The organism is Streptosporangium sp. DT93 (assembly GCF_049844535.1).
In the GTDB taxonomy this organism is placed as follows: Bacteria; Actinomycetota; Actinomycetes; order Streptosporangiales; family Streptosporangiaceae; genus Streptosporangium.
This window is the reverse complement of sequence record NZ_JBNCLF010000007.1, coordinates 39,908-61,222: the sequence shown is the minus strand read 5'-3', so window position 1 is coordinate 61,222 and position 21,315 is coordinate 39,908. Positions and strand designations below refer to the sequence as shown.

General features: G+C 72.6%; 15 protein-coding genes. 8 read left to right on the top strand and 7 right to left on the bottom strand.

Annotated elements, in window-relative coordinates:
- The first annotated feature begins 20 nt into the window (after nt 1-20).
- From ACLQ2R_RS16865 to ACLQ2R_RS16835, 7 genes are all read left to right on the top strand, one after another.
- Nucleotides 21-1,226 carry an ABC transporter substrate-binding protein gene (locus ACLQ2R_RS16865; RefSeq protein ID WP_425960566.1) on the top strand — a complete coding sequence of 402 codons (1,206 nt, stop codon included), beginning with the start codon at nt 21-23 and terminating at the stop codon, nt 1,224-1,226.
- 13 nt (nt 1,227-1,239) lie between these two features.
- Complete coding sequence (locus ACLQ2R_RS16860) at nt 1,240-2,091, top strand: ABC transporter permease (protein ID WP_425960564.1); 852 nt, start codon at nt 1,240-1,242, stop codon at nt 2,089-2,091.
- Nucleotides 2,092-2,188: 97 nt separating this feature from the next.
- A complete protein-coding gene (locus tag ACLQ2R_RS16855) occupies nt 2,189-3,019 on the top strand; it encodes an ABC transporter permease (protein WP_425960562.1) in 831 nt (276 codons plus the stop codon).
- Between the two features lie 187 nt (nt 3,020-3,206).
- Nucleotides 3,207-4,601 (top strand): NAD(P)/FAD-dependent oxidoreductase, encoded by a 1,395-nt coding sequence (locus tag ACLQ2R_RS16850; RefSeq protein WP_425960560.1) that lies wholly within the window; start codon nt 3,207-3,209, stop codon nt 4,599-4,601.
- A gap of 87 nt (nt 4,602-4,688) precedes the next feature.
- Nucleotides 4,689-5,576 carry an alpha/beta hydrolase gene (locus tag ACLQ2R_RS16845; RefSeq protein ID WP_425960558.1) on the top strand — a complete coding sequence of 296 codons (888 nt, stop codon included), beginning with the start codon at nt 4,689-4,691 and terminating at the stop codon, nt 5,574-5,576.
- A 5-nt stretch (nt 5,577-5,581) separates the two neighbouring features.
- Complete coding sequence (locus ACLQ2R_RS16840) at nt 5,582-6,619, top strand: N-acetylglucosamine kinase (protein ID WP_425960557.1); 1,038 nt, start codon at nt 5,582-5,584, stop codon at nt 6,617-6,619.
- 218 nt (nt 6,620-6,837) lie between these two features.
- Nucleotides 6,838-8,004 carry a DUF418 domain-containing protein gene (locus ACLQ2R_RS16835; protein WP_425960555.1) on the top strand — a complete coding sequence of 389 codons (1,167 nt, stop codon included), beginning with the start codon at nt 6,838-6,840 and terminating at the stop codon, nt 8,002-8,004.
- Between the two features lie 117 nt (nt 8,005-8,121).
- Here ACLQ2R_RS16835 and ACLQ2R_RS16830 read toward each other — a convergent pair whose 3' ends face one another.
- Nucleotides 8,122-8,565 (bottom strand): Lrp/AsnC family transcriptional regulator, encoded by a 444-nt coding sequence (locus tag ACLQ2R_RS16830; RefSeq protein WP_425960553.1) that lies wholly within the window; start codon nt 8,563-8,565, stop codon nt 8,122-8,124.
- A 92-nt stretch (nt 8,566-8,657) separates the two neighbouring features.
- Between ACLQ2R_RS16830 and ACLQ2R_RS16825 the strand changes: the two genes are divergently transcribed.
- Entirely contained in the window at nt 8,658-9,551 is an 894-nt protein-coding gene (locus ACLQ2R_RS16825) for an SMP-30/gluconolactonase/LRE family protein (protein WP_425960551.1), read from the top strand.
- 36 nt (nt 9,552-9,587) lie between these two features.
- Here the strand turns inward: ACLQ2R_RS16825 and ACLQ2R_RS16820 are convergent, their stop codons facing one another.
- The 6 genes from ACLQ2R_RS16820 to ACLQ2R_RS16795 form a co-directional block, all read right to left on the bottom strand.
- Entirely contained in the window at nt 9,588-11,741 is a 2,154-nt protein-coding gene (locus tag ACLQ2R_RS16820; protein ID WP_425960549.1) for a protein kinase domain-containing protein, read from the bottom strand.
- 108 nt (nt 11,742-11,849) lie between these two features.
- Nucleotides 11,850-13,751 (bottom strand): propionyl-CoA synthetase, encoded by a 1,902-nt coding sequence (locus ACLQ2R_RS16815; RefSeq protein WP_425960547.1) that lies wholly within the window; start codon nt 13,749-13,751, stop codon nt 11,850-11,852.
- Nucleotides 13,752-13,942: 191 nt separating this feature from the next.
- Nucleotides 13,943-14,356 carry a ribonuclease domain-containing protein gene (locus ACLQ2R_RS16810; protein WP_425960545.1) on the bottom strand — a complete coding sequence of 138 codons (414 nt, stop codon included), beginning with the start codon at nt 14,354-14,356 and terminating at the stop codon, nt 13,943-13,945.
- 275 nt (nt 14,357-14,631) lie between these two features.
- Nucleotides 14,632-16,374, bottom strand: a complete 1,743-nt coding sequence (locus ACLQ2R_RS16805; RefSeq protein WP_425960543.1) for an HAD-IIB family hydrolase — start codon at nt 16,372-16,374, stop codon at nt 14,632-14,634.
- Nucleotides 16,375-16,528: 154 nt separating this feature from the next.
- Nucleotides 16,529-19,504: a PEP/pyruvate-binding domain-containing protein gene (locus tag ACLQ2R_RS16800; RefSeq protein WP_425960541.1), complete on the bottom strand. Its 2,976-nt coding sequence runs from the start codon at nt 19,502-19,504 to the stop codon at nt 16,529-16,531.
- 481 nt (nt 19,505-19,985) lie between these two features.
- Nucleotides 19,986-20,738 carry a hypothetical protein gene (locus ACLQ2R_RS16795; protein ID WP_425960540.1) on the bottom strand — a complete coding sequence of 251 codons (753 nt, stop codon included), beginning with the start codon at nt 20,736-20,738 and terminating at the stop codon, nt 19,986-19,988.
- Nucleotides 20,739-21,315 lie beyond the last annotated feature (577 nt).

The following is a 21,315-nucleotide window of genomic DNA, read 5'->3' as shown; positions in this document are numbered from 1 at the left end:
ACCCCGCCCTCCTGCGAGGCATGACGCAGAGCCGCTCCGTCACCCGCCGCGACGCCCTCCGCCTGGCGGGGCTGTCGGCCACCGGCCTCGCCCTCGCCGCCTGCGCGGTGGAGGGCAAGAAGGTGGCACCGCCCGCGCGGGACGCCGTCGCGGACTACTGGGCCTCCAAGAAGAAGAACGGCACGCTGCGCTTCGCCAACTGGCCGCTCTACATCGACAAGGACGGCAAGAGGTACCCGTCGCTGGAGATGTTCACCGCCGACACCGGCATCAAGGTCACCTACCAGGAGGCCATCCAGGACGTCGGCACGTTCTTCGGCAAGATCCAGCCGCTGCTGGCCGCGGGCAACGACATCGGCTACGACCTGATGGTGCTGACCAACGGCTTCCAGCTCAACCGGGCCATCGCGCTGGGGTACCTGGTGCCGCTGGACCACTCCAAGCTGCCCAACTTCGCCGCCAACGCGAGCTCCGCGGTCAAGGACCCCACCTGGGACCCGGACAACACCCACACGATCCCCTGGACGGTCGGGGTGACCGGCATCGCCTACAACCCCAAGTACGTGGACAAGGTCACGAGCATCGCCGACCTGTGGAACCCCAAGTACAAGGGCAAGATCGGCATGATGCTCGACACCCAGGAGGCCGCCAACTTCGGCATGTTCGCCCTGGGCATCGACCCCGACGCCTCCACCGAGGCCGACTGGAAGAAGGCCGGCGCCAAGCTCAAGGAGCAGCGCGAGGCGGGCCTGGTGCGCAAGTACTACGAGAACGACTACGTCGACGCCCTCGCCCGGGGCGACATCTGGATCACGATGGCCTGGTCGGGCGACATCTTCCAGCAGGTCGCCGAGGGCAAGGACCTCAGGTTCGTGGTGCCCGAGGAGGGCGGCACGATCTGGACCGACAACATGTGCATCCCCAAGACCGCGCAGAACCCGGTCGACGCGCTGACGCTGATGGACTACGTCTACCAGCCCAAGATCGCCACGATGCTGGTGGAGTACATCAACTACATCACCCCGGTCCCCGCGACCAGGGAGCTGGTCCTGGCGAACGCGGACAAGGCCACGGGCGAGAAGAAGGCGTCGCTGAAGCAGATCGCGGAGAGCCCGCTGATCTTTCCCTCCGAGGCGGACATGGCCAAGCTGCGCTCGTACAAGACGCTGGACACGGCACAGGAGAAGGTCTTCCAGGACATCTTCCAGCCGATCACGCAGGGCTGACGGTGACCCGCCCGTGAAACGTCTCACCCCCTACCTCCTCGTCCTGCCGGGCGGGCTGTGGCTGGCGATCTTCCTGGTGGTGCCGATGGTCTTCATGGCCTCGGTCTCCCTGCAGGAGGGCGACTCGCTCAACGGGTTCGTCCAGACCTTCAACGTCGGTATCTACGGCGACGTGCTGACCCAGTACCGCACGCAGTTCCTGCGCTCGGCCGGGTACGGCCTGGCCGGCACGCTGATCGCCGTCGCGCTGGCCTACCCGATGGCCTACTGGATCGCGTTCAAGGGGGGAGATCGCAAGTCCACCTACCTGCTGCTGGTGCTGCTGCCGTTCTTCGTCTCGTTCGTGCTGCGCACGGTGTCGTGGAAGTTCCTGCTGGCCGACGACGGCATGGTGCTGGCCCCGCTGAAGTCGGCGGGACTGCTGCCCGGCGACTTCCACGTGCTCCAGACGACCACCGCGGTGATCGGCGGCCTCGTCTACAACTACCTGCCGTTCATGATCCTGCCGATCTACGTCGCGCTGGAGCGGGTCGACCCCAAGGTGATCGAGGCCGCCCAGGACCTGTACGCGGCCAGGCGTGAGGCGTTCACCAGGATCGTGCTGCCGCTCTCGCTGCCGGGGGTGTTCGCCGGGGTGCTGATGACGTTCGTCCCGATGACCGCCGACTACGTCAACGCGAGCATCCTCGGCGGCCCGGACAACACCATGATCGGAAACATCATCCAGGTCGAGTACCTGACCAACGGCGACTACCCGACCGCCGCGGCGCTGTCGTTCGCGCTGATGGCGGCGATGCTGATCGGCATCTTCGCCTACGCCAGGGCGCTCGGCACCGAGAACGTCCTCGAGGCGGCGGCCCGATGAGCGCGCCGACGATCACGCGGACGACCGGGAACCTGCCCGGGGCGAGCGGCCCGGCGGCCGGCAAGACGATCGGGAGCCTCCCCGGGGCGGTGACCCGATGAGCGCGCCGACGATCGCGGGGGCGGACGCCCGCCCGGCCGCGCGCGGCAGGTCGCGGCTCGGCGACCGCCTGCTCAAGGCCTACGTCTGGCTGATCCTCGCCTGGCTGTTCGTGCCGATCGCCGTCATGGTCGTCTTCGGCTTCAATGACACCCGCAGCAAGTCCAACGTGACCTGGCAGGGCTTCACCCTCAAGTGGTGGGGCCGGCTGGACGAGTACCCGCAGATGATCGAGTCGGTCGTCAACTCCCTGCAGGTCGCCGCGCTCACCACGCTGATCACGACGGTGATCGGCACGCTCCTGGGCCTGGCCCTGGGCCGCTACCGGTTCCGCGGGCAGGGCGCCACCAACCTGGTGATGTTCGCCGCGATCGCCTCGCCCGAGATCGTCATGGGCGCCTCGCTGCTGTCGCTGTTCATCAGCGCCGGCGTGAAGACCGGCTTCGTGACCGTCGTCATCGCGCACGTGCTGTTCTCGCTGTCCTTCGTGGCGATCACCGTGCGGGCCCGGGTGATCGGGCTGGACCGGTCGATCGAGGAGGCCGCGCGCGACCTCGGCGCGTCCACCTGGACGACGTTCTGGCGGATCACCTTCCCGATGATCCTGCCCGGCGTCGTGGCCGGCGCGCTGCTGGCCTTCGCGCTCTCCATCGACGACTTCGTGATCACCCAGTTCACCAACGGCGCGCTCCAGACGTTCCCGCTGTGGATCTTCGGTGCCACCAGAAACGGGGTTCCCCCGCAGGTCAACATCGTCGGAACGCTTATATTCGCGGTAGGCGTCGCCATCGCGGTGGTCAACTCGGTCACCGCGCGCCGCCGTACCTGACCCACGTCGAGCCCCGTGCCCCCGTCGGAGGGCACGGGGCCTCGGTGTACACCTGCTCCCGCGAGGGGAGTTCCCGGCACGGAACAGGGAGGCGAGATCGGATTCAGGCGGGGGGAACCCGCGCGTGGTCCCCGCGACCACGCGACACACCTAAAGACATGCTGACTCACGTAGGGAAGTGAGATCTGTGGATCCGCTGAAGGCTCTTGCTGACGCGGAGCGCAAGCCGTACTGGCTCGACAGTACGGCGAAACCGGAGCCGCTGCCGCGGCTCCTCGACGACACGACCGCGGGCCTGGCGGTGGTCGGCGGAGGCTTCTCGGGGCTCTGGACGGCCCTGATGGCCAAGGAACGCGACCCGTCGCTCGACGTCGTCCTGCTGGAGGGACGCCGGGTCGGGTGGGCGGCGTCGGGCCGCAACGGCGGCTTCGCGATGGCCACCCTCACCCACGGCATCGCCAACGGGCTGGAACGCTGGCCCGAGGAGATCGCCGCGCTGGAACGCCTCGGCGTCGACAACCTCGACGAGATCGGCGAGGCCGTCGAACGGTACGGCATCGACTGCGGCTACCGCCGCACCGGCGAGCTGCACGTGGCCACCGAGCCGTGGCAGCTGGAGGAGATGAACCGGCACGTCGAGATCGTCCGAGAGATGGGGGCCCGCGTCGACGTCCTGGACACCGAGCAGGTCCGGGCGGAGGTGAACTCGCCCACCTACATCGGCGGCCAGTGGGAGCGCGACGGCTGCGCCATGATCGACCCCGCCCGGCTGGCCTGGGGGCTCCGGCAGGCCTGCCTCTCGCTGGGCGTGCGCGTCTACGAGCGCACGCCGGTACGGGCGATGAAGGACACCCCGACGAGCATGGACCTGATCACCCCGCACGGCACCGTCAGGGCACGCGCGGTCGCCCTCGGCACCGGGGTGTTCCAGCCGCTGCTGCGGCGGCTACGGCACTTCCTGGTGCCGGTCTACGACTACGCGCTGGTGACCGAGCCGCTCTCGGCCGGGCAGCTCGCCTCGGTGGGCTGGCACAACCGGCAGGGGGTGGGGGACGCGGCCAACCAGTTCCACTACTACCGGCTCACCGACGACGACCGGATCCTGTGGGGCGGCTACGACGCGGTCTACTACAACGGCGGCATGATCAAGCCCGAGTACGAGCAGCGCGACGAGACCTTCGTCAAACTGGCCGAGCACTTCGCCACCACGTTCCCCCAGCTCGACGGGGTGCGCTTCACCCACAGGTGGGGCGGGGTGATCGACACCTGCAGCCGGTTCAGCGCCTTCTACGGCCGGTCGCACGGCGGTCGCGTCGCCTACGCCGCCGGGTACACCGGCATGGGGGTCGGCGCCACCCGGTTCGGGGCCAACGTCATGCTCGACCTGCTCGCGGGGGAGCGGACCGAGCGGACCGAGCTGCGGATGGTGAAGGAGAAGCCCGTGCCGTTCCCGCCCGAGCCGGTCCGCTCGGCCGGGATCCAGATGACCCGCTGGTCGATCGCCCAGGCCGACCTGCACGAGGGCCGGCGCAACCTCTGGCTGCGCACCCTGGACAGGATGGGCCTGGGGTTCGACTCCTAGCGCGCCGGGCGGCGCCCCGGGACCCGGCCCCGGGGCGCCGCCCGGCACGTGTTGGCGTCCGCTTCGCGGGCCGTACAGACTTGCGCCATGTCGGAAAAAGTGACGTTCACCGCCGGAGGGGTCACCCTCGTCGGCGACCTGAGGGTCCCGGCGGCGCCGGGACCGCATCCCGCCCTGGTCCTCACCGGGCCGTTCACCGGCACCCGCGACCAGGTGACCGGCCGCTACGCCGCCCGGCTGACCGAGGCGGGATACGCGACGCTGGCCTTCGACCACCGCAACTGGGGAGAGTCGGGCGGCGAGCCGCGCTGCCACGAGGACCCGCAGGGCAAGCTGGAGGACCTGCGGGCCGCCGTGTCGCTGCTGCGCTCGCGGCCCGAGGTGGACGGCGGCAGGATCGGCGCGGTCGGGATCTGCCTCGGCGGGGGCTACGCGCTGAGGTTCGCCGCGTTCGACCCCCGGGTGAGGGCGTTCGCGGGCGTCGCCGGGGCGTACAACAACCCCTACGGCATGCGGGCCGGGATGTCGCCCGACGGGTACCGGCGGGCGCTGGCCTCCTTCGCCGAGGTGCTGGAGCGCCAGGACACGGGCGGCGGCACGGAGTACCTGCCCGCGGTGGCCGAGGAGGGGGAGGCGGCCATGCCCGGCGACGAGCCGTGGGCCTACTACGGCACGGAACGCGGAGCCTCCGAACACTGGCGCAACACGGTGACCAGGGCCTCGATCCGCGAGCTGATCACCATGGACAACATGACGGGCGCCGACTTCCTCTCGCCCACGCCCGGCCTGATCGTGCACGGCGTGGTCGACCGGTTCTGCTCGCCGGAGGGCGCGGAGGAGGCCTACCGGCGGATGGACGAGCCCAGGAGGATCGTCTGGCTGGACAGCAAGGTCCACATCGACCTCTACGACGGCGAGCCGCACGTCACCCGGGCGGTCGAGGCGGTCGCCGCGTTCTTCGGCGAGCACCTCTGAACGCCGTGTACGTCCTCGGGCTGGACGTCGGCGGGACGTCCTCGCGGGCGCTGCTGCTGGACGCCTCCGGGCGCCGGGCCGGGTACGGCCGCGCTCCCGGCGGCAATCCCGCGGCCCACGGCAACGCCGCCGCCGTCGCCAACATCGGCCTGGCGCTGGAGTCGGCCCTGCGCGGGACGGACCCGGCCCTGGTGGCCGGGGCGGTCGTCGGCATGGCGGGCGCCGGCGCGCTGGACCGGCCCGTGTTCGACCGCATGTGGGCCGGGGCGGGGCTGCGCGCCCGGCCCCGCCTGGTGGGCGACCTCGGCATCGCCTTCGCCGCCGGTACGGCGGAGCCGCGCGGCACCGTGCTGATCGCCGGGACCGGGGCGATCGCCGCCCGGGTCGAGGACGGCGAACCGGTGACCGTCGCCGACGGGCTCGGCTGGCTGCTGGGCGACCAGGGGTCGGGGTTCTGGCTGGGCAGGCGGGCGGCCCGCGCCGCCGCCCGCGCCCTCAGCCGGGGCGACGCGGGCGGGACGCTGACCCGCCTGGTCATGGACGCCCTCCTGGACGACGCGCCGCCCCCTCCGGAGGCGACCGACCCGGAGACGATCGACCCGGAGACGGCGGGTCCGGACAGGGCGGTCGGTGAGACGGGTGACGGCGCGGCGGGGGAGATGCGGGCGCTGGCGATCAGGCTGGCGGTCCGCGCCCAGTCACGCCCGCCGCTGGAGTTGGCCCGGCTCGCCCCGCTCGTCACGCGGGCGGCGGCCGAGGGCGACCCGGCCGCGCTGGAGATCGTCTCCACCGCCGCCCGGCTGCTCTGCGAGACGGTGGCCGAGGTGCGTCCCGCGGACGGGACGGGCCCGATCGTGCTGGCCGGTGGCGTGCTGGCGGCGGAGGGACCGGTCGGCACCGCCGTACGAGAGAGGCTGGGCGCCGGGGTGGTGCGGGCGGGCGACGGGGCCGGGGCGGCGGCGTGGCTGGCCGGGAGGGAGACGTTCGGCTGGGACCCGGCGACCGCCGCGCTGCTGCACGCCCGGATCGTCTCCGGCGGATAGCCGCGCACCGGACTCCGGGCGGACCGGGGGCCGGACGGGGCCGATGCGGCGGGCGGGCGGCGCGCGGCAGGAGCCGTGCGGGGCCGGTACGGCGGGCGGGGGCCGGGGGCGACCGGCGAGGGTGGAGCGGAACCGGCGCCCGGTACATACATCGATGTACGCCACGGATGGGTCTGCGTGACGATGTCCCGGGCCTCGCCGCCCGCGATCGTGGAGGGGTGACACAACGCCGCATCGAAGTGCTCGACCTGCTCCGGGGCCTCGCCATCGCCGGCACCCTGGGCACCAACATCTGGATCTTCACCGATCCCGGAGGCCCCGCCGAGGTGCTGAACGCGCTGGGCGCGCCCGGGACGGCGGAGACCCTGCTCCGCTTCCTCACCAACGGCAAGTTCCTGGCGCTGCTCACCCTGCTCTTCGGGATCGGGCTGGAGCTGCAGTACCGCTCGGCCGCGCGCCGGAACGCGCCCTGGCCCGGCTGGTACCTGTGGCGGGCCGGGCTGCTGTTCGTCGAGGGCCTGATCCACTACCTGCTGATCTTCGAGTTCGACGTGCTCATGGGGTACGCGCTGACCTCCGTCGTCGTGGCGTACCTGATCGGCAGGAGCGAGCGCGCGATCACCGTGTGGATGGTCACGGTCGGGTCGGTGTTCACCGTGCTGATCGGCCTGCTCACCTTCGGCATGCTCACCGGGAGCGCGGCCGTGGACACGGCCTCGGCGCCCTCCACGCTCTTCTCCGAGGGAACCTACCCCGAGCAGGTGGCCGCCCGGATCCAGTCGATGGGCCTCTACCGCATCGAGATCGTCCTCATCGTCCCGCTGGGCATCGTGTTGTTCCTGCTCGGCTCCCGGCTGATGCGCGCCGGGGTGTTCGAGGACTCCGCGCGCGGCACCGCGCTCCGCCGCAGGCTCATGGTCGTCGGGCTCGCCGTGGGCCTGCCGCTGAACCTGCTCACCTCCTTCGCCGGTCCCGGCTGGTTCCTGGTGGACCGCTACCTGCTGCCCCCGCTGGTGGCGCTGGGCCTGCTCGGCCTCGTCGTGACCGTCGCGCGGCGGATGACCGGCGCCCCCGGCGTGCTGCGGCGAGGACTGACCAACGTCGGCCGTACCGCGCTGAGCTGCTACATCCTGCAGAACCTGGTCGCCTCCGCGCTCTGCTACGGATGGGGTCTCGGCCTGGCCGCGCGCTTCGACGACCTGCGGCCCTGGTGGGTGCCGGTGGCCTGGCTGGGCATCTGCGCGCTGTTCATGACGCTCTCCACGCTCTGGCTGCGGCGCTTCGAGCGGGGCCCCGTCGAGGCGCTCTGGCAGTGGGCCTACCTGGCGCCCCAGAGGCGCTCGAAGAGCCCCGGCGAGGACGCGCGGGCCTCCGCCGACCGCTGACGCGACGCGCCGGGTGACGCGATTCGGCGGATGACGCGACGCGGTGCGGGAGCCGCCCGAAGAGCGCGTACGCCTCTTCCCGCACCGCACCGCACCGCACCGCACAGGCCCGGCGCGTCACTCGCGGCCGGGGTCCACCGGGCGTTCGAAGAACGTCTCCAGCACGACGATGGCCTGGGTCCCGCTGACGCCCGGGATGTCGTAGATCCGGCGCAACACGTCCTGCAGGGCCTGGGTGGTCGCGGTGCGGACCTTGACCAGCACGGACGCCGCTCCGGCGATGACGTGCGCCTCCTGGATCTCGGGGAGGGCGGCCAGGGCCCTCCCCGAGTCGCCCATCCACGCCCCGGCCTCGACCATGACGTAGGCCAGCACGTGCCGGCCGAGCGCCGACGGGTCGACGTCGATCGTGGTGGCCCGGATGACACCGCGTTCACGCAGTTTCCGGACCCGCTCGTGGGCGGCGCCGGCGGACAGCCCGACGATCTGTCCCAGGGCCGCGTAGGACTGGGTCGCGTCTCGTTGCAGCTCGGAGACGAGGGCCCGGTCGATCCGGTCCACGGCAGACCACCTTTCGAATGAAAATCCAAGAAAGACGAACTTGACCATATCTCATTCGGTGATGGTAGTTTCTCGCCAAAGGAGGTCTAGTCATGATCGACAGGTTCAGGGCAGAGTTCGAGGTGCTGGACGACCGGTTCTCCCTGTACGGCGGTGACGAGTACGTGGAGGTGCTGCACCGGGGGAGCCGCAAGACCGAGGGGCCGGCCTACTTCCCGGCCGGTCGCTACCTGGTGTGGAGCGACATCCCGAACGACCGGCTGCTGCGCTGGGACGAGACGACCGGGGCGGTCGGCGTGTTCCGCCACTCCTCCGGCAACGCCAACGGCAACACGGTCGACCGCGAGGGCCGGCTGCTCACCTGCGAGCAGGGCGCCCGGCGGCTGACCAGGACCGAGCACGACGGCTCCGTCACCGTCCTCGCGGACGCCTACGAGGGCAAACGGCTGAACAGCCCCAACGACGTCGTCGTACGCTCCGACGGCTCGATCTGGTTCACCGACCCGCGCTACGGGATCAGCGACCACTACGAGGGGAGCCCGGCCGAGAGCGAGATCGGCGCCGACCACGTCTACCGGCTCGACCCCGGCACCGGCGACCTGAGGATCGTCGCCGACGACTTCGCCCGCCCCAACGGCCTGGCCTTCTCCGCCGACGAGAGGCGGCTGTACGTCGTGGACAGCCGCAGGCGCCACATGCGGGTGTTCGAGGTGACCGCCGAGGGCGGGCTGTCGGGGGGCGAGACGTTCACCGAGGGCTGGTTCGACGGCATCAGGGTCGACTGCCACGACAGGATCTGGGCCGCCGCCCTCGACGGCCTGCGCTGTCACGACCCGGACGGCACCCTGATCGGCAGGCTCCCGCTGCCCGAGGCGACGTCGAACCTCACCTTCGGCGGCCTCAAGCGCAACACCCTGTTCATCACCAACTCCGCCGGCGACCTGTACTCGATCCGGGTCACCGTCGCCGGGGCCCGCCGCCGCTGACGGGGACGGGGACGGTCGTGAAGGAGCCCCGGCCGGTCAGGGGAGCCCCCACAGGATCACCTGGCGGTCCCCGCCGGCGGTGGCCAGGGTCTTGCCGTCCGGGCTGAAGGCCAGCGACCACACCGAGTCGGCGTGACCGGTGAGCGGGTCGCCGACGGCCCGCCGGGTCCGCACGTCCCACAGCCGGACGACGGAACCGGTGCCCACGGCCAGGGTGGCGCCGTCCGGGCTGAAGGCGAGGGCGTGGACATCGCCCGGAAGGCCGGTGAGCGGGGCCCCGGCGGGCTTACGGGTCGCCACGTCCCAGACGACCACCGTCCTGTCGTCGCCTCCGGTGGCGAAGGTCCTGCCGTCGGGGCTGAAGGCCAGCGACCACACCTGCCCGGTGCGGCCGGTGAGGGGGTCGCCGACGGCCTGCCGGGTCGCGACGTCCCACAGGATCACCGTGTTGTCGTCGCCTCCGGTGACCAGCGTCTTTCCGTCCGGGCTGAACGCCACCGACTGCACCCAGTCGGTGTGGCCGGTGAGCGGGTCGCCGATCACCTGCCAGGTCGCCGTGTCCCACAGGATCACCGTGTTGTCGGCGCCTGCGGTGGCGAGGATCCTCCCGTCGGGGCTGAACGCCACCGACCGTATCCAGCCGGTGTGGCCGGTGAGCCGGTCGCCGAGCGGCTGCCGGGTCGCCGTGTCCCACATGACCACCGTGTGGTCGCCGGAGTCGGTACCCTCCCCGTTGCTGCCGCCGGCGGCCAGGGTCTTTCCGTCCGGGCTGAACGCCACCGACTGCACCGCCCTGGTGTGGCCGGTGAGGGGGGCGCCGACCGGCCGCCGGGTCGCCGTGTCCCACAGGATCACCGCGCCGTCGCCACCCCCGCTGGCCAGCGTCCTCCCGTCCGGGCTGAACGTCACCGTGTTCACCGTCTCGGTGTGGGCCCTGAGGTGGGCGACGGCCGTCGCCTTGGCGGGGTCCGTCGAGGGCAGGAGCAGGTAGGCCGAGATCGCCGCGGCCAGGAGCAGCACGGCCGCGACGATCACCGAGCGGAACCGGCGGCGAGGGGGGCTCGCCACGGTCCCCGTACCCGCGAGGGTGGACGCGGCGGCGGACGGCGGCACTCCGGGCGCACCGGGACCGGACACGCCCGGTACGTCGAGCATGCCGGGCGACGGCGGGGCGGGCGGAACGGTGCCGGACGGCGCGGCGTCGAACAGCGTGCCGCCGGGGGGCGGGCCGATCCGCGTGACACCGGCCGTGAGGAGGGCGGGCGGCCCGGTCGTCGCGGGAGGCGCCGGCGTGCCGGGGGTGAGGAGCGCGGTGACCGGGGCGCCGTCGTGGTGCGGGCGCGGTCCGGTGGAGGGCTCGCCGGGAGCCGGCGCGCCGGCGATCTCGGCGAGCATCCCGGCGGCCTGGGAGGCGGTGAGACGGTCGGCGGGCTCCTTGCGTAGCAGCCCCTCCAGGAGCGGGCCCAGGGGGCCGGCGTGCGCGGGCGGGTCGGGCGGCCGGGTGACGATCGAGACGTACACCGTCCCGGGCGTCGTGCCGGTGAACGGCCGGCGGCCCTCCACCGCGGCGTACAGGGTGGCGCCCAGTGACCACAGGTCCGACGCCGCGGTGGCCGGGTGGCCGTTGATCTGCTCGGGGGAGATGAAGGCCGGGGTGCCCAGGGTGACGCCGGCGGCGGTGAGCGTGGCGTCCCCCTCGACGGCGGCGATGCCGAAGTCGGTCAGCACGACCCGTTCGCCCTCGAGCAGGACGTTGGCGGGTTTGATGTCGCGGTGGGTGATCCCGGCGGCGTGCGCGACCGCCAGCGCCGCGAGGAGCCGCGTCCCGATCTCCGCCACCTCCGGGAACGGCAGGCGCCCGCGGGTCCTCAGCACCGCCTCCAGCGACGGCCCGTCGATGATCTCCGTCACGATCCACGGGCTGCCGTCGGCCTCGACGACGTGGTCGTGGACGGTGATGATCGCCGGGTGCTTCAGCCGCGCCGCGGCCCGCGCCTCGCGCTGGACCCGCCTGTGCAGCGTCTCGCGGTCCGGCGGGTCCAGATGGTCGGGGAGGGTGAGCTCCTTGATCGCCACCTCGCGGTGCAGGCTCTCGTCCAGCGCCCGCCACACCGTGCCCATCCCGCCGCGGCCGAGCACCTCCATCAGCCGGTATCGTCCGGCGATCAGCCTTCCGGTGTCATTCGCCACGACAAGACCTTAATGAGGGCAAGGCACCTTTAGGGACGGTGTGGAACCGATCGTGACCGTGCCGATGCAGGGCGTCCGCCCTACCGTGCGCGGGAGGAGACGGGCGGGTCATCGGGGCCGTCCGTCCTCGGCGGGGCGGCGTCCGATGATCGGGCGCAGCACGTCCAGCACCGCCGGGTCCTCGATGGTCGAGGGGACGGGCTCGTCGGCGCCCTCGGCGATCCCGCGCATGGTCTTGCGCAGGATCTTCCCCGACCGGGTCTTCGGCAGCGCCGGGACCACGTCCACCTGCCGGAAGACCGCCACCGCGCCCACCTGGTCGCGTACGGCCGCGACCAGTTCGGCGCGCAGGGTCTCCGGGTCGATCGCCGTTCCGCTCTTGAGCACCACGAAGCCGCGCGGGACCTGCCCCTTCAGCTCGTCGGCCACCCCGATCACCGCGCACTCGGCCACCGCCGGGTGCGCGGCCAGCACCGCCTCCATGGACCCGGTGGACAGCCGGTGACCGGCCACGTTGATCACGTCGTCGGTGCGGCCCATCACGAACAGGTAGCCGTCCTCGTCGAGGTGGCCGCCGTCGCCGGTCAGGTAGTGGCCGGGGAAGGCCGACAGGTAGGACCTCACGTAGCGCTCGTCGTCCTGCCAGAGCGTGGGGAGCGTGCCGGGTGGCAGCGGGAGCCGGATGCAGATCGCCCCCTCCTCGCCCGGGGCGCACTCCTCGCCCGAGGCCCGCAGCACGCGCACGTCGTAGCCGGGGACGGGCACGCCGGGGGAGCCCGGCTTGATCGGCATGGGGTCCAGGCCGCGCAGGCCGGCCGCGACGGGCCAGCCGGTCTCGGTCTGCCACCAGTGGTCGACGACCGGGACGCCGAGCTTCCCCGAGGCCCAGTGGTAGGTGTCGGGGTCCAGGCGCTCCCCGGCCAGGAACAGCGTCCGCAGCGACGAGACGTCGTGGTCGCGCAGCAGCAGCGCCTCCGGGTCGGCCCGGCGGATCGCCCGGAACGCGGTCGGCGCGGTGAACAGCGCGTTCACCCGGTGCTCGGCGATCACCCGCCAGAACGCGCCCGCGTCGGGGGTGCCGACCGGCTTGCCCTCGTACAGCACGGTCGTGGCGCCGCGCAGCAGCGGGCCGTACACGATGTAGGAGTGCCCGACCACCCAGCCGACGTCGGAGGCCGCCCAGAACACGTCGCCCGGCGCGATGTCGTAGACGTTCTCCATGCTCCACAGCAGCGCCACCGCGTGCCCGCCGTTGTCGCGCACCACGCCCTTGGGCGTCCCGGTGGTGCCGCTGGTGTAGAGGATGTACAGCGGGTCGGTCGCCTTGACCGGCACGCACCCGGCCGGCTCGGCCCCCGCCATCGCCTCCGCCCAGTCGACGTCGCGTTCGGGGACGAGCCCGGCGGGCGACTGCTCGCGCTGGAGGATCACGCAGTGCGCGGGCGCGTGCGCGGCCAGCTCCAGCGCGGCGTCGAGCATCGGCTTGTACGGCACCACCCGTGAGGGCTCGATCCCGCAGGAGGCCGAGACCACCACCCGGGGGCGCGCGTCGTCGATCCTGGCCGCCAGCTCCTTGGGCGCGAACCCGCCGAACACCACCGAGTGCACCGCCCCGAGCCGCGCGCACGCCAGCATGGCGATCACGGCCTCGGGAACCATCGGCAGGTAGACCACCACCCGGTCGCCCTGTTCCACGCCCAGGGAGCGCAGCACCCCGGCGAACCTCGCGACCTCGTCGCGCAGACCGGCGTAGGTGTAGCGCCCTCCGGTGCCGGTCACCGGGCTGTCGTACACCAGCGCGAGCCGATCGCCGTGACCCGCCTCCACGTGCCGGTCCAGGGCGTTGTGGCAGGTGTTCAGCTCCCCGTCGGGGAACCAGCGGTAGAAGGGCGGCGCCCCGGCGTCCAGGATCTCGCGCGGGGGCCTGCTCCAGCCGACCGCCTCGGCGGCCTCGGCCCAGAAGTCCTCGGGATCGGCGATGCTGCGGGCGAAGACGTCGGCGTAGGACATCAGGCCATCATGCTCTTCCCGGGACTCCGGGTCGAGATCCCCCTCCGGCCCGCCGGTCGGGCCGGGACGACGGGATCCGCTCCCCGGAACGGAACCTCGCGACCGGAGGCACGGCCGTGTTCGCGGCCGGGACCGGGACCGGTGTGCGGAGGCACGGCCGGCCCGGCGCCGGGGTTCCTGGAGCCGGGTTCCTAGAGCCGGTAGAAGTCGGTGTAGTGGTTGGGGGAGAACCAGGCCACGCCGGTGCTCCGGTTGACGACGATGCGGTACGCGTCACGCGCGGCGCCCTGGTTGCGGGAGTACACGTCGTACTCGTTGTAGGTGCCGCCTGCCGGGAGCTGGCCCTCCCGGTTGTAGAAGCGCCCGCCGGTGAAGTTGTACTTGCCGCCCGTCCAGGCGTACCAGCCCCTGCTGGTGGGGTAGCCCTTCCCCGACCAGATGGACTTGGCCGAGCGCGCGTCGGAGCAGCGGGAGATGGTGCAGGAGTTGTACACCGCCGCCTCGGCGGGGGTGACGGCGACCACGCCGCTCATGGACGTGACGGCGGCGAGGACGACGGCCAGCCGGGCCGGCCAGGAAGGCCGGAGACGTTCGGAAGTGCGCACGGGGATCTCCTTCAGGGGGGTGCCGGAGTTCGAACCCTGTCAGGATCACCGTCACGTCCGGTCAGGTAAAGGTAAAGAACGCCAAAAACCGTGTGAAATCTTCACGGCCCCTGACCGACACCCGGGCCACGGCCCCTCACCGACACCCGGGCCACGACACCCGGGCCACGACACCCGGGCCACGGCACCCGGGCCACGGCACCCGGGCCACGACACCCGGGCCACGGCACCCGGCGTCCGGTTCACGGCGCCGGTCCCGTGGCTCGGACGTCAGGTCAGACGAGCCCGCTCGGCTCGGCGGGGGCGGTGTAGCGGGCCTCGATGAGCTCGCGCACCCGCCGCCTGGTCTCGTCGGCGGAGTCGCCGGGGTTCTGCTCGACCTCGGCGACCTCGGCCGCCAGCTCCTCGTCCTTGACGCTGCCCGCCAGCCACCGCGAGTAGTCCCCCCGGCCCAGGTGGTGGTTCCACGTCCCCTCGTCGACGCCCTCGGCCATGCGGCAGAACGACGTCAGGTTGCCGGCCCGCAGGTTCAGCGCGTTCTCGGGGCCGCGGAAGAAGAAGCTGCTCTCCTCGCCGAGCTCGCCGGCCGCGTACTTGCGGCGGTGCCTCTGGCGCTCCTCCTCGGGCGGGGCCAGCCGCACCCGGATCGGCTCCTCCCCGACCCGCCAGAACATCAGGTCCCCGGTCGGCAGGTCGGAGAACTCCCCTCCGGGGGCGTCGATGCCGGCGGCACCGGCGAACGCCTCCAGCACCTCCCCGGGGCCGTCGCCCACCGCGACGACCGCGTTGAGGGTCTGCACGACCGGCTCGCTGACCGCGTCGGGGTGCACCGTGACCAGCAGCAGCCCGCCCATCTCGCGCAGCAGCTCCACCGACTGCAGGCCGAACCCCTGGGGCATCATGTGGTGGGCCTCGTCGACCACCAGCCAGTGGGGATGTCCCTGACGGGCCGGCAGCGCCGACAGGCGGGGCAGGAAGTCCTGGAAGAAACCGGGCCGGTCGTCGATGGGCACGCCCAGCAGGTTGACCACCACGCTCTGCCCGGCGTCCCTGACCACCTGGAGGATCTCCTCCTCGGTGGGGGCGCGCTCGACGTCGCCGAGCACGGAGGCGCCCTCGATCCCCTCGGTGTAGTCGCCCTCGGGGTCGATCAGGCAGAACCGGTAACCGGCCTTGGTGATCCGTTCCAGCAGTGCGGCGGTGACGGTGGACTTGCCGCTGTGCGAGGGGCCGGCGATCAGCATGCGCATCCCGTACGGCGGGAACCGGACCTCCTCCCTCTCCCTCTCCTTCTCCTCGTCCTCGCCGCTGGTGCCCAGCAGCAGGTGGCGGCGCGTGACGTCCACGTCGTCCAGGTCGTTCTCGACCAGCCGGTCGATCAGCTCGACCACCCCGGCGCCGCGCTCGTGCTCGGTCACCAGGTCACAGCGTTCCTTGACGGCGGGCAGCGCGTTGGCGACCGCGACCGCGCACTCGCAGGCGTCCAGGAACGCGTGGTCGTTCTCGGCGTCGCCCACGCCGATCGTGCTGTGCTCGGACACGGCGAGCTCGGCCAGGGCCGCGGCCAGGCCGCTCGCCTTGTTGACGCCGGAGGGCAGCACCATGACCGCGCCCTTGTTGAAGATCACCTGCATCTCCAGGCCCAGATCGCGGATGGCCTTGAGCACGGTCTCGGCGTGAGGTTCCAGGGTGGACACGATGACCGAGCCGACGCTGAGCGGTTCCACGCCCAGCTCGCGCAGGCGCTCGACGAACGCCTCGGGGGGCGCCTCGGCGAGGGCGGTGGTCTCCTGCTCCTCGGGCCGGTACAGCACGGCCCCGTTCTCGGCGACCACCAGGTCGAACAGGTCGAGCCGGGGGAAGTCCGCGGTGAGGGAGTCCACCTCCCTGCCGGTCACCAGGAGCGGCCGGCGTCCGGTGCGGATGAGACGTTCGAGGGCGGCCAAGGTGTCGTCGTCGACCCGGCCCTCGGTGGCCAGGGTCTCGTCGTAGTCACATGCCAGAACGTGATATCGCATGCCGCGCCCCCTACCCCGTTCGGGAGGGAAAATCGGAACGGAAGATGAACGTCCGCTGTGTGTCGGGCGGCGTAGCTGCTGGTCACGGAGGTGCTCGACGGGGCGCGGGGGCCGCCGGGGCCCGTGTGGCGGCGGGCGCCGGCGGGAGGGGGAGTCAGGTGGTCGCGGTGTCGGTGAGGACGCCGCCCGAGGTTCCGTCGACGGTGATCCGCCGGCCGGTGACGATGTGCTCGGTCGCGCCGCTCACCCCCACGACGGCCGGGATGCCGTACTCGCGGGCCACCACCGCGCCGTGCGAGTTGGCGCCGCCCATCTCCATCACCAGGCCGCCCGCGGTCAGGAACAGCGGGGTCCAGCCGGGATCGGTGGAGGGACAGACCAGGATCTCCCCGGGCTCCAGGTGCGCGCCGACCGGGTCCAGGACGACCCTGGCGACGCCGGTGACGGTGCCCGCCGACGCCGGGGTGCCGGTCAGCGCCCCGTCCACCGGCGCCCGTACGGCGACGGCCTCCGGTTCGGTGCCGTCCGAGAGCAGGACGCGGGGGACGTGCCTGCGGCGCAGCTCACGGGCGGCCTCGGCACGCCGCCGCGCCACGAGCCCCGCGGGCGTTCCCTCTCCGCGCGGTGCGTCCTCTCCACGCGGTGCGTCCTCTCCACGCGGTGCGTCCTCTCCACGCGGCGCGTCCTCCTCGCGCGGTGAGCCGGTCGGGGCCGTCCCGGTCTGGCGGGAGCCGAGGGCCGTCCCGGCCTCGGAGGCGGCCGGGGCCGTCCGGGGACCACTGCCGGTCAGGGCCGCCCTGGCCTCGCGGACGGTCAGGAAGAAGACGTCGTCGGCGTCGGCGAGCACGCCGCGGGCGGCCAGCTCGGCCCCCACCACGAGCAGTTCGGCCCGCATGGCCGCCAGGGAGGTCACCAGGAGGTACTTGGGCATCTCACGCAACCCCACCAGCGCACGGGCCCGGCCCAGGGCGAAGCGGACGAACCACCCGCGAGGACCCCCGGCGCGCCCGCCCAGGGTCCCGATCATGGCGGTGGCCTCGGCGGCGCCCCTGCCGAACAGGACGTCGGGCGCCAGGGCCGGGTCCTCCAGCCGCAGGTAGTTGGTGAGGACGCCGATGATGTGCGTGGGATCCTCCGACCAGCGCGGCAGTCCCAGGTCGATCTCGGCGACGGCCCTGCCGCCGTAGACGGAGAGGAACTCCGCCAGGCCCTCGCCCGCGACGCCGGGCAGCGCCCCGGCGTGGAAGCGCGCGGCCAGCTCGGCCGCCGGGGTGCCCAGCAGCAGGGCGGCGCTCCCGGGGTCCCGGCGGATGCGGGTGGACAGCTCCCACAGCGCCAGGTCCATCTCGGTGGTCACGTTGTGCGGAAGACCGCGCAGCACGGTCTGCAGCTCACCGGGCCGGGCCAGGCCGCCCAGCGCCTTGGCGGCCAGGCCGAGCATGACGAACCCGGCCGCCACCGCCGGCGCGACCGACGGCAGCATCGGCATGACGCGATGGCCCAGCACCCGCTCGACGTGGTCCAGGCGCTCCAGCGGGGTGGCGCCCTCCGGTGCCGCCAGCCGGCTCCTGATCAGCGCGGTCACCGTCCGCACGTCCCGGTGCGCCGAGGCGGGACGGAGCACCGCCCGTACGACACGGCCCGGGATGTGGAAGCGGGACGCGAGCCGGACCGCGCGGCGCAGCGCCGGGAGGGGGGAGGTGTGGACGACGCCGAACCGGGGATCGTCGAACAGGCCGCGCAGCACCTTCGCCGACCTCGCCTCCATCACGTCGAGGACCCTCGGGAAGATCGCGCGTCCCACCCGGCCGCGCATCGGGCCGGTGATGTCGAAGAACAGCCGCCCGCCCGACTCCGCGACGACGGGCGCCCCGGCCGGCCCGTCGGGCACGGGGTTGCCCAGCATCCGGTACGCCGACGCCGACAGCAGCCTGAAGACCGACATGCCCATGGGGGTGATCGGCCGGTAGAGGCCCTGGGCCAGGCTGAAGCAGAAGTAGACCCGCGTGCCGTCCGGTCCGCCGGGTCCGTCCGGCTCGTTCCCTCCGTTCCGTCCACCCGACCTGCCCGGTCCACCCTGTCCGCCCGATCCGCCTGGTTCGCCCTGTCCTTCCGGTCCGGCCGCCGGGATCGCGTCCCACGAGGGCGGCTCGGCGTGCCGGGGGATCGGGTAGAGGGTGGTGACGGGACGCGACTGGGTCAGCCACAGGACGCCGTCGGAGTCGATCGCCCACTCGGTGTCCTGGGGCGCGCCGTAGTGCCGCTCGACCCGGTCGCCGAGCGCGGCCAGCTCCCGCAGCCGCGCGTCGGTGACGCAGGCGCTCGCGGCCGGGACCTCACCGTCACGGCCGTCGTCGTCATCGGCTCGCACGTGCTCGACCCCGCCGCCCGCCAGCGGCCGTACGACCAGCCGCTTGTCACCCAGGCGGCGCTCGGTGACGCGGCCGGTGGCGGTGTCGATCACGAAGTGGTCGGGGTTGACCGCGCCGGAGACCACGGCCTCGCCGAGGCCGGGAGCGGCGTCGATCACCGCTTCGCGCCGCCGCCCGGTGACCGGGTTGGCGGTGAACATCACCCCGGCCACCCGCGAGCGGACCATCTCCTGGATCACCACCGCCAGGCGTACCGAGCCGGGGTCGATGCCGTTCGCCGCCCGGTAGGCGACGGCCCGGTCGGTCCAGAGCGAGGCCCAGCACCGCCGGACCGCGTCCAGCACGGCGTCGGCGCCGATCACGTTGAGGTAGGTGTCCTGCTGGCCGGCGAAGCTGGCGTCCGGCAGGTCCTCCGCCGTCGCCGACGAACGCACCGCGACCGGGCCGTTCGCGTTCGCCCGTACGGCGTCCGCGATGTCGTCGGGGATCGGGGCGGCGAGCACGAGCTCGCGGGCCCTCGCGGCCAGCGCGTTCAGGGCGGCGACGTCCCCGGCGGGCGTCGTGGCCAGCGCGTCGAGGACGCTCTCCAGCCCGGCCCGCGCGGTCACCCTGCGGTAGGCCTCGGTGGTGACGCACACGCCCGCGGGGACGGGCAGCCCCGCGGCGGTGAGCACGCCGAGGTTGGCGGCCTTGCCGCCGACCAGGGACAGCGATCGGGCCTGCGGTTCGTCGAATCTCACGACGAGGGGTGTGGGCATCGCTGCGCCTCCTTGGGGCCTGGCAGAAGCGCTCCACCGCTGCTGCTGCGATGACGATAGGCCGCGGCGCCGAATAAATCAACAAGTGATGAAATAACGCCTCCGGGTCGACGGGAACGGCTCGTGGCGGTGGCCCGGAGCGACGGTCCGGGGTGCGGCGGACCCGCGGCGGTGACGCGACGGCCTGGAGCGCGGCGAGTTCGTGGCGGTGGCCCGAAGTGACGGCCCGGAGGGCGGCGAGTTCGTGGCGGTGGCCCGAAGTGACGGCCCGGAGGGCGGCGGGCTCGTGGCGACGGTCTGGACCGAAGGCGTGGAGGGACGGCGTGGAGGAACGGCGGACGGCCACCGCGTGACCCGGTGCCCTGGAACCCGGATGGTCGCGCGATGGCCGTCCCCGTCCTGTCCCGCGTCACCGGCGCCGCCGGTGCGCGAGCCGCGAGCCGGGGCCGGGAGGTCCCGGTCCGGCGTCACGGTGCCGCCCCTAGTCGCCCCAGCCCAGGGTCCAGACCTGGCCGTTGGCGCCGTAGCGGTTCCGCTGCCACGGGTGGATCCGCTCGGAGCACGTGCCGGTGTAGGGGTGGTAGGAGGTGCAGAAACGCCACCTGTCCGTGACGTCCCAGGCGTTCCAGCCGGCACCGAACCGCTGGATCGTCTCGCAGCCCTCGTACACGGAGGTGGGCAGGCTCGTGGTCCCCGTACACCCCGCCGAGGTGTACGTGACCCGGATGCCGTCACCGCACCAGGTGTGGTGGGCCGCCCCCCGCAGCGAGGGGGGGCCGTACGTGGTCGTCAGGTACCAGCACCCCGACCGCTGGTCGGAGACCCCGTACCCGGCGGGCCTCCTGGAGGGGACGAGGACGCCGCCGGGGAACCCGGTCCGCGAGGCGTCGATGACGGTGGGGGAGGTCTCGCGCTGGCGGGACATGTCGATGTACCTGTCGAGGCCCCGCGTGCGGATCTCCTCGGCCGACAGGGCGCGCACCCTGGGCGCGGGAACCGGCGGCGGCGTCGCGGCACGCGGGGAGAGCTCGCCGGGGGAGAGGTCGCGGGACGCGAGGTCACGGGACGAGCCGGCGGGCTCCGCCGCCTCCGCCACCCGCGGCACCTGCGGGGCGTACGCGCGGTCCGGGCCGACCGGCGGCGGCACGGGGGAGAAGGCTCCGAGGGTCAGGACGGCCGCGACCGCGAAGGCACAGCCGGCGGTGGCCCGGGTGAAACGGTTCTTCAATGACATGCGGCATGCTCCTTATCAAAGCGGCGCGCCACGGGCGGACCTCATTGCTTTTCCGCTCGTAGTGCGATCTTGACGGCACGGAAAAATATATAAGCGATCCTTTCGGCGGGCAGGCGATCGTGTTTCTAAAAAGGTAAACGAAAATTTCCCTGCCTCGCCGCACGGCCATGTTGTGCCTGTTAGGGCCTTGATGAGCCCGGCGTCCCCGCAATTCATCAATGCCTCTACCGATGTACGGAAAATCGCCCGGGCGGGCCGGAATGTTTTCCTTCCGGCCTGCGACAATTTGTTTCCGGAGGCATTCCCGGTGTAAGGGGATCGCGTCCCTGGCGCCCCCCTCGCCCTTTTGGTCCTCCGTTCGCGGGGCGTGTCCGTTCCGCTCTGACCCGGGTCGCGGAGGCGCGTCCTGTTTTCGCTCGCGCCCGAACCGGGGAACGTGCCGGTCCCGTCCGCCGCCGGTACCGTGCCCTCTTCGCGCCGACTTCCCGTTTGTCGTGAAAGTCCCGGCTAGTCTGTTCGCCGTCGATCACGTGTCCCGCCGCGCGGCCCGCACGCCGTACGCGCGTACGGCGGGGGA

What these genes read in the sequence shown, in the direction of transcription:
- ACLQ2R_RS16855 (WP_425960562.1), top strand. Translation starts at nt 2,189, where the DNA reads ATGAGCGCGCCGACGATCGCGGGGGCGGACGCCCGCCCGGCCGCGCGC.
- ACLQ2R_RS16815 (WP_425960547.1), bottom strand. Translation starts at nt 13,751, where the DNA reads ATGTCCTACGCCGACGTCTTCGCCCGCAGCATCGCCGATCCCGAGGAC.
- ACLQ2R_RS16805 (WP_425960543.1), bottom strand. Translation starts at nt 16,374, where the DNA reads ATGCGATATCACGTTCTGGCATGTGACTACGACGAGACCCTGGCCACC.
- ACLQ2R_RS16865 (WP_425960566.1), top strand. Translation starts at nt 21, where the DNA reads ATGACGCAGAGCCGCTCCGTCACCCGCCGCGACGCCCTCCGCCTGGCG.
- ACLQ2R_RS16795 (WP_425960540.1), bottom strand. Translation starts at nt 20,738, where the DNA reads ATGTCATTGAAGAACCGTTTCACCCGGGCCACCGCCGGCTGTGCCTTC.
- ACLQ2R_RS16800 (WP_425960541.1), bottom strand. Translation starts at nt 19,504, where the DNA reads ATGCCCACACCCCTCGTCGTGAGATTCGACGAACCGCAGGCCCGATCG.
- ACLQ2R_RS16845 (WP_425960558.1), top strand. Translation starts at nt 4,689, where the DNA reads ATGTCGGAAAAAGTGACGTTCACCGCCGGAGGGGTCACCCTCGTCGGC.
- ACLQ2R_RS16825 (WP_425960551.1), top strand. Translation starts at nt 8,658, where the DNA reads ATGATCGACAGGTTCAGGGCAGAGTTCGAGGTGCTGGACGACCGGTTC.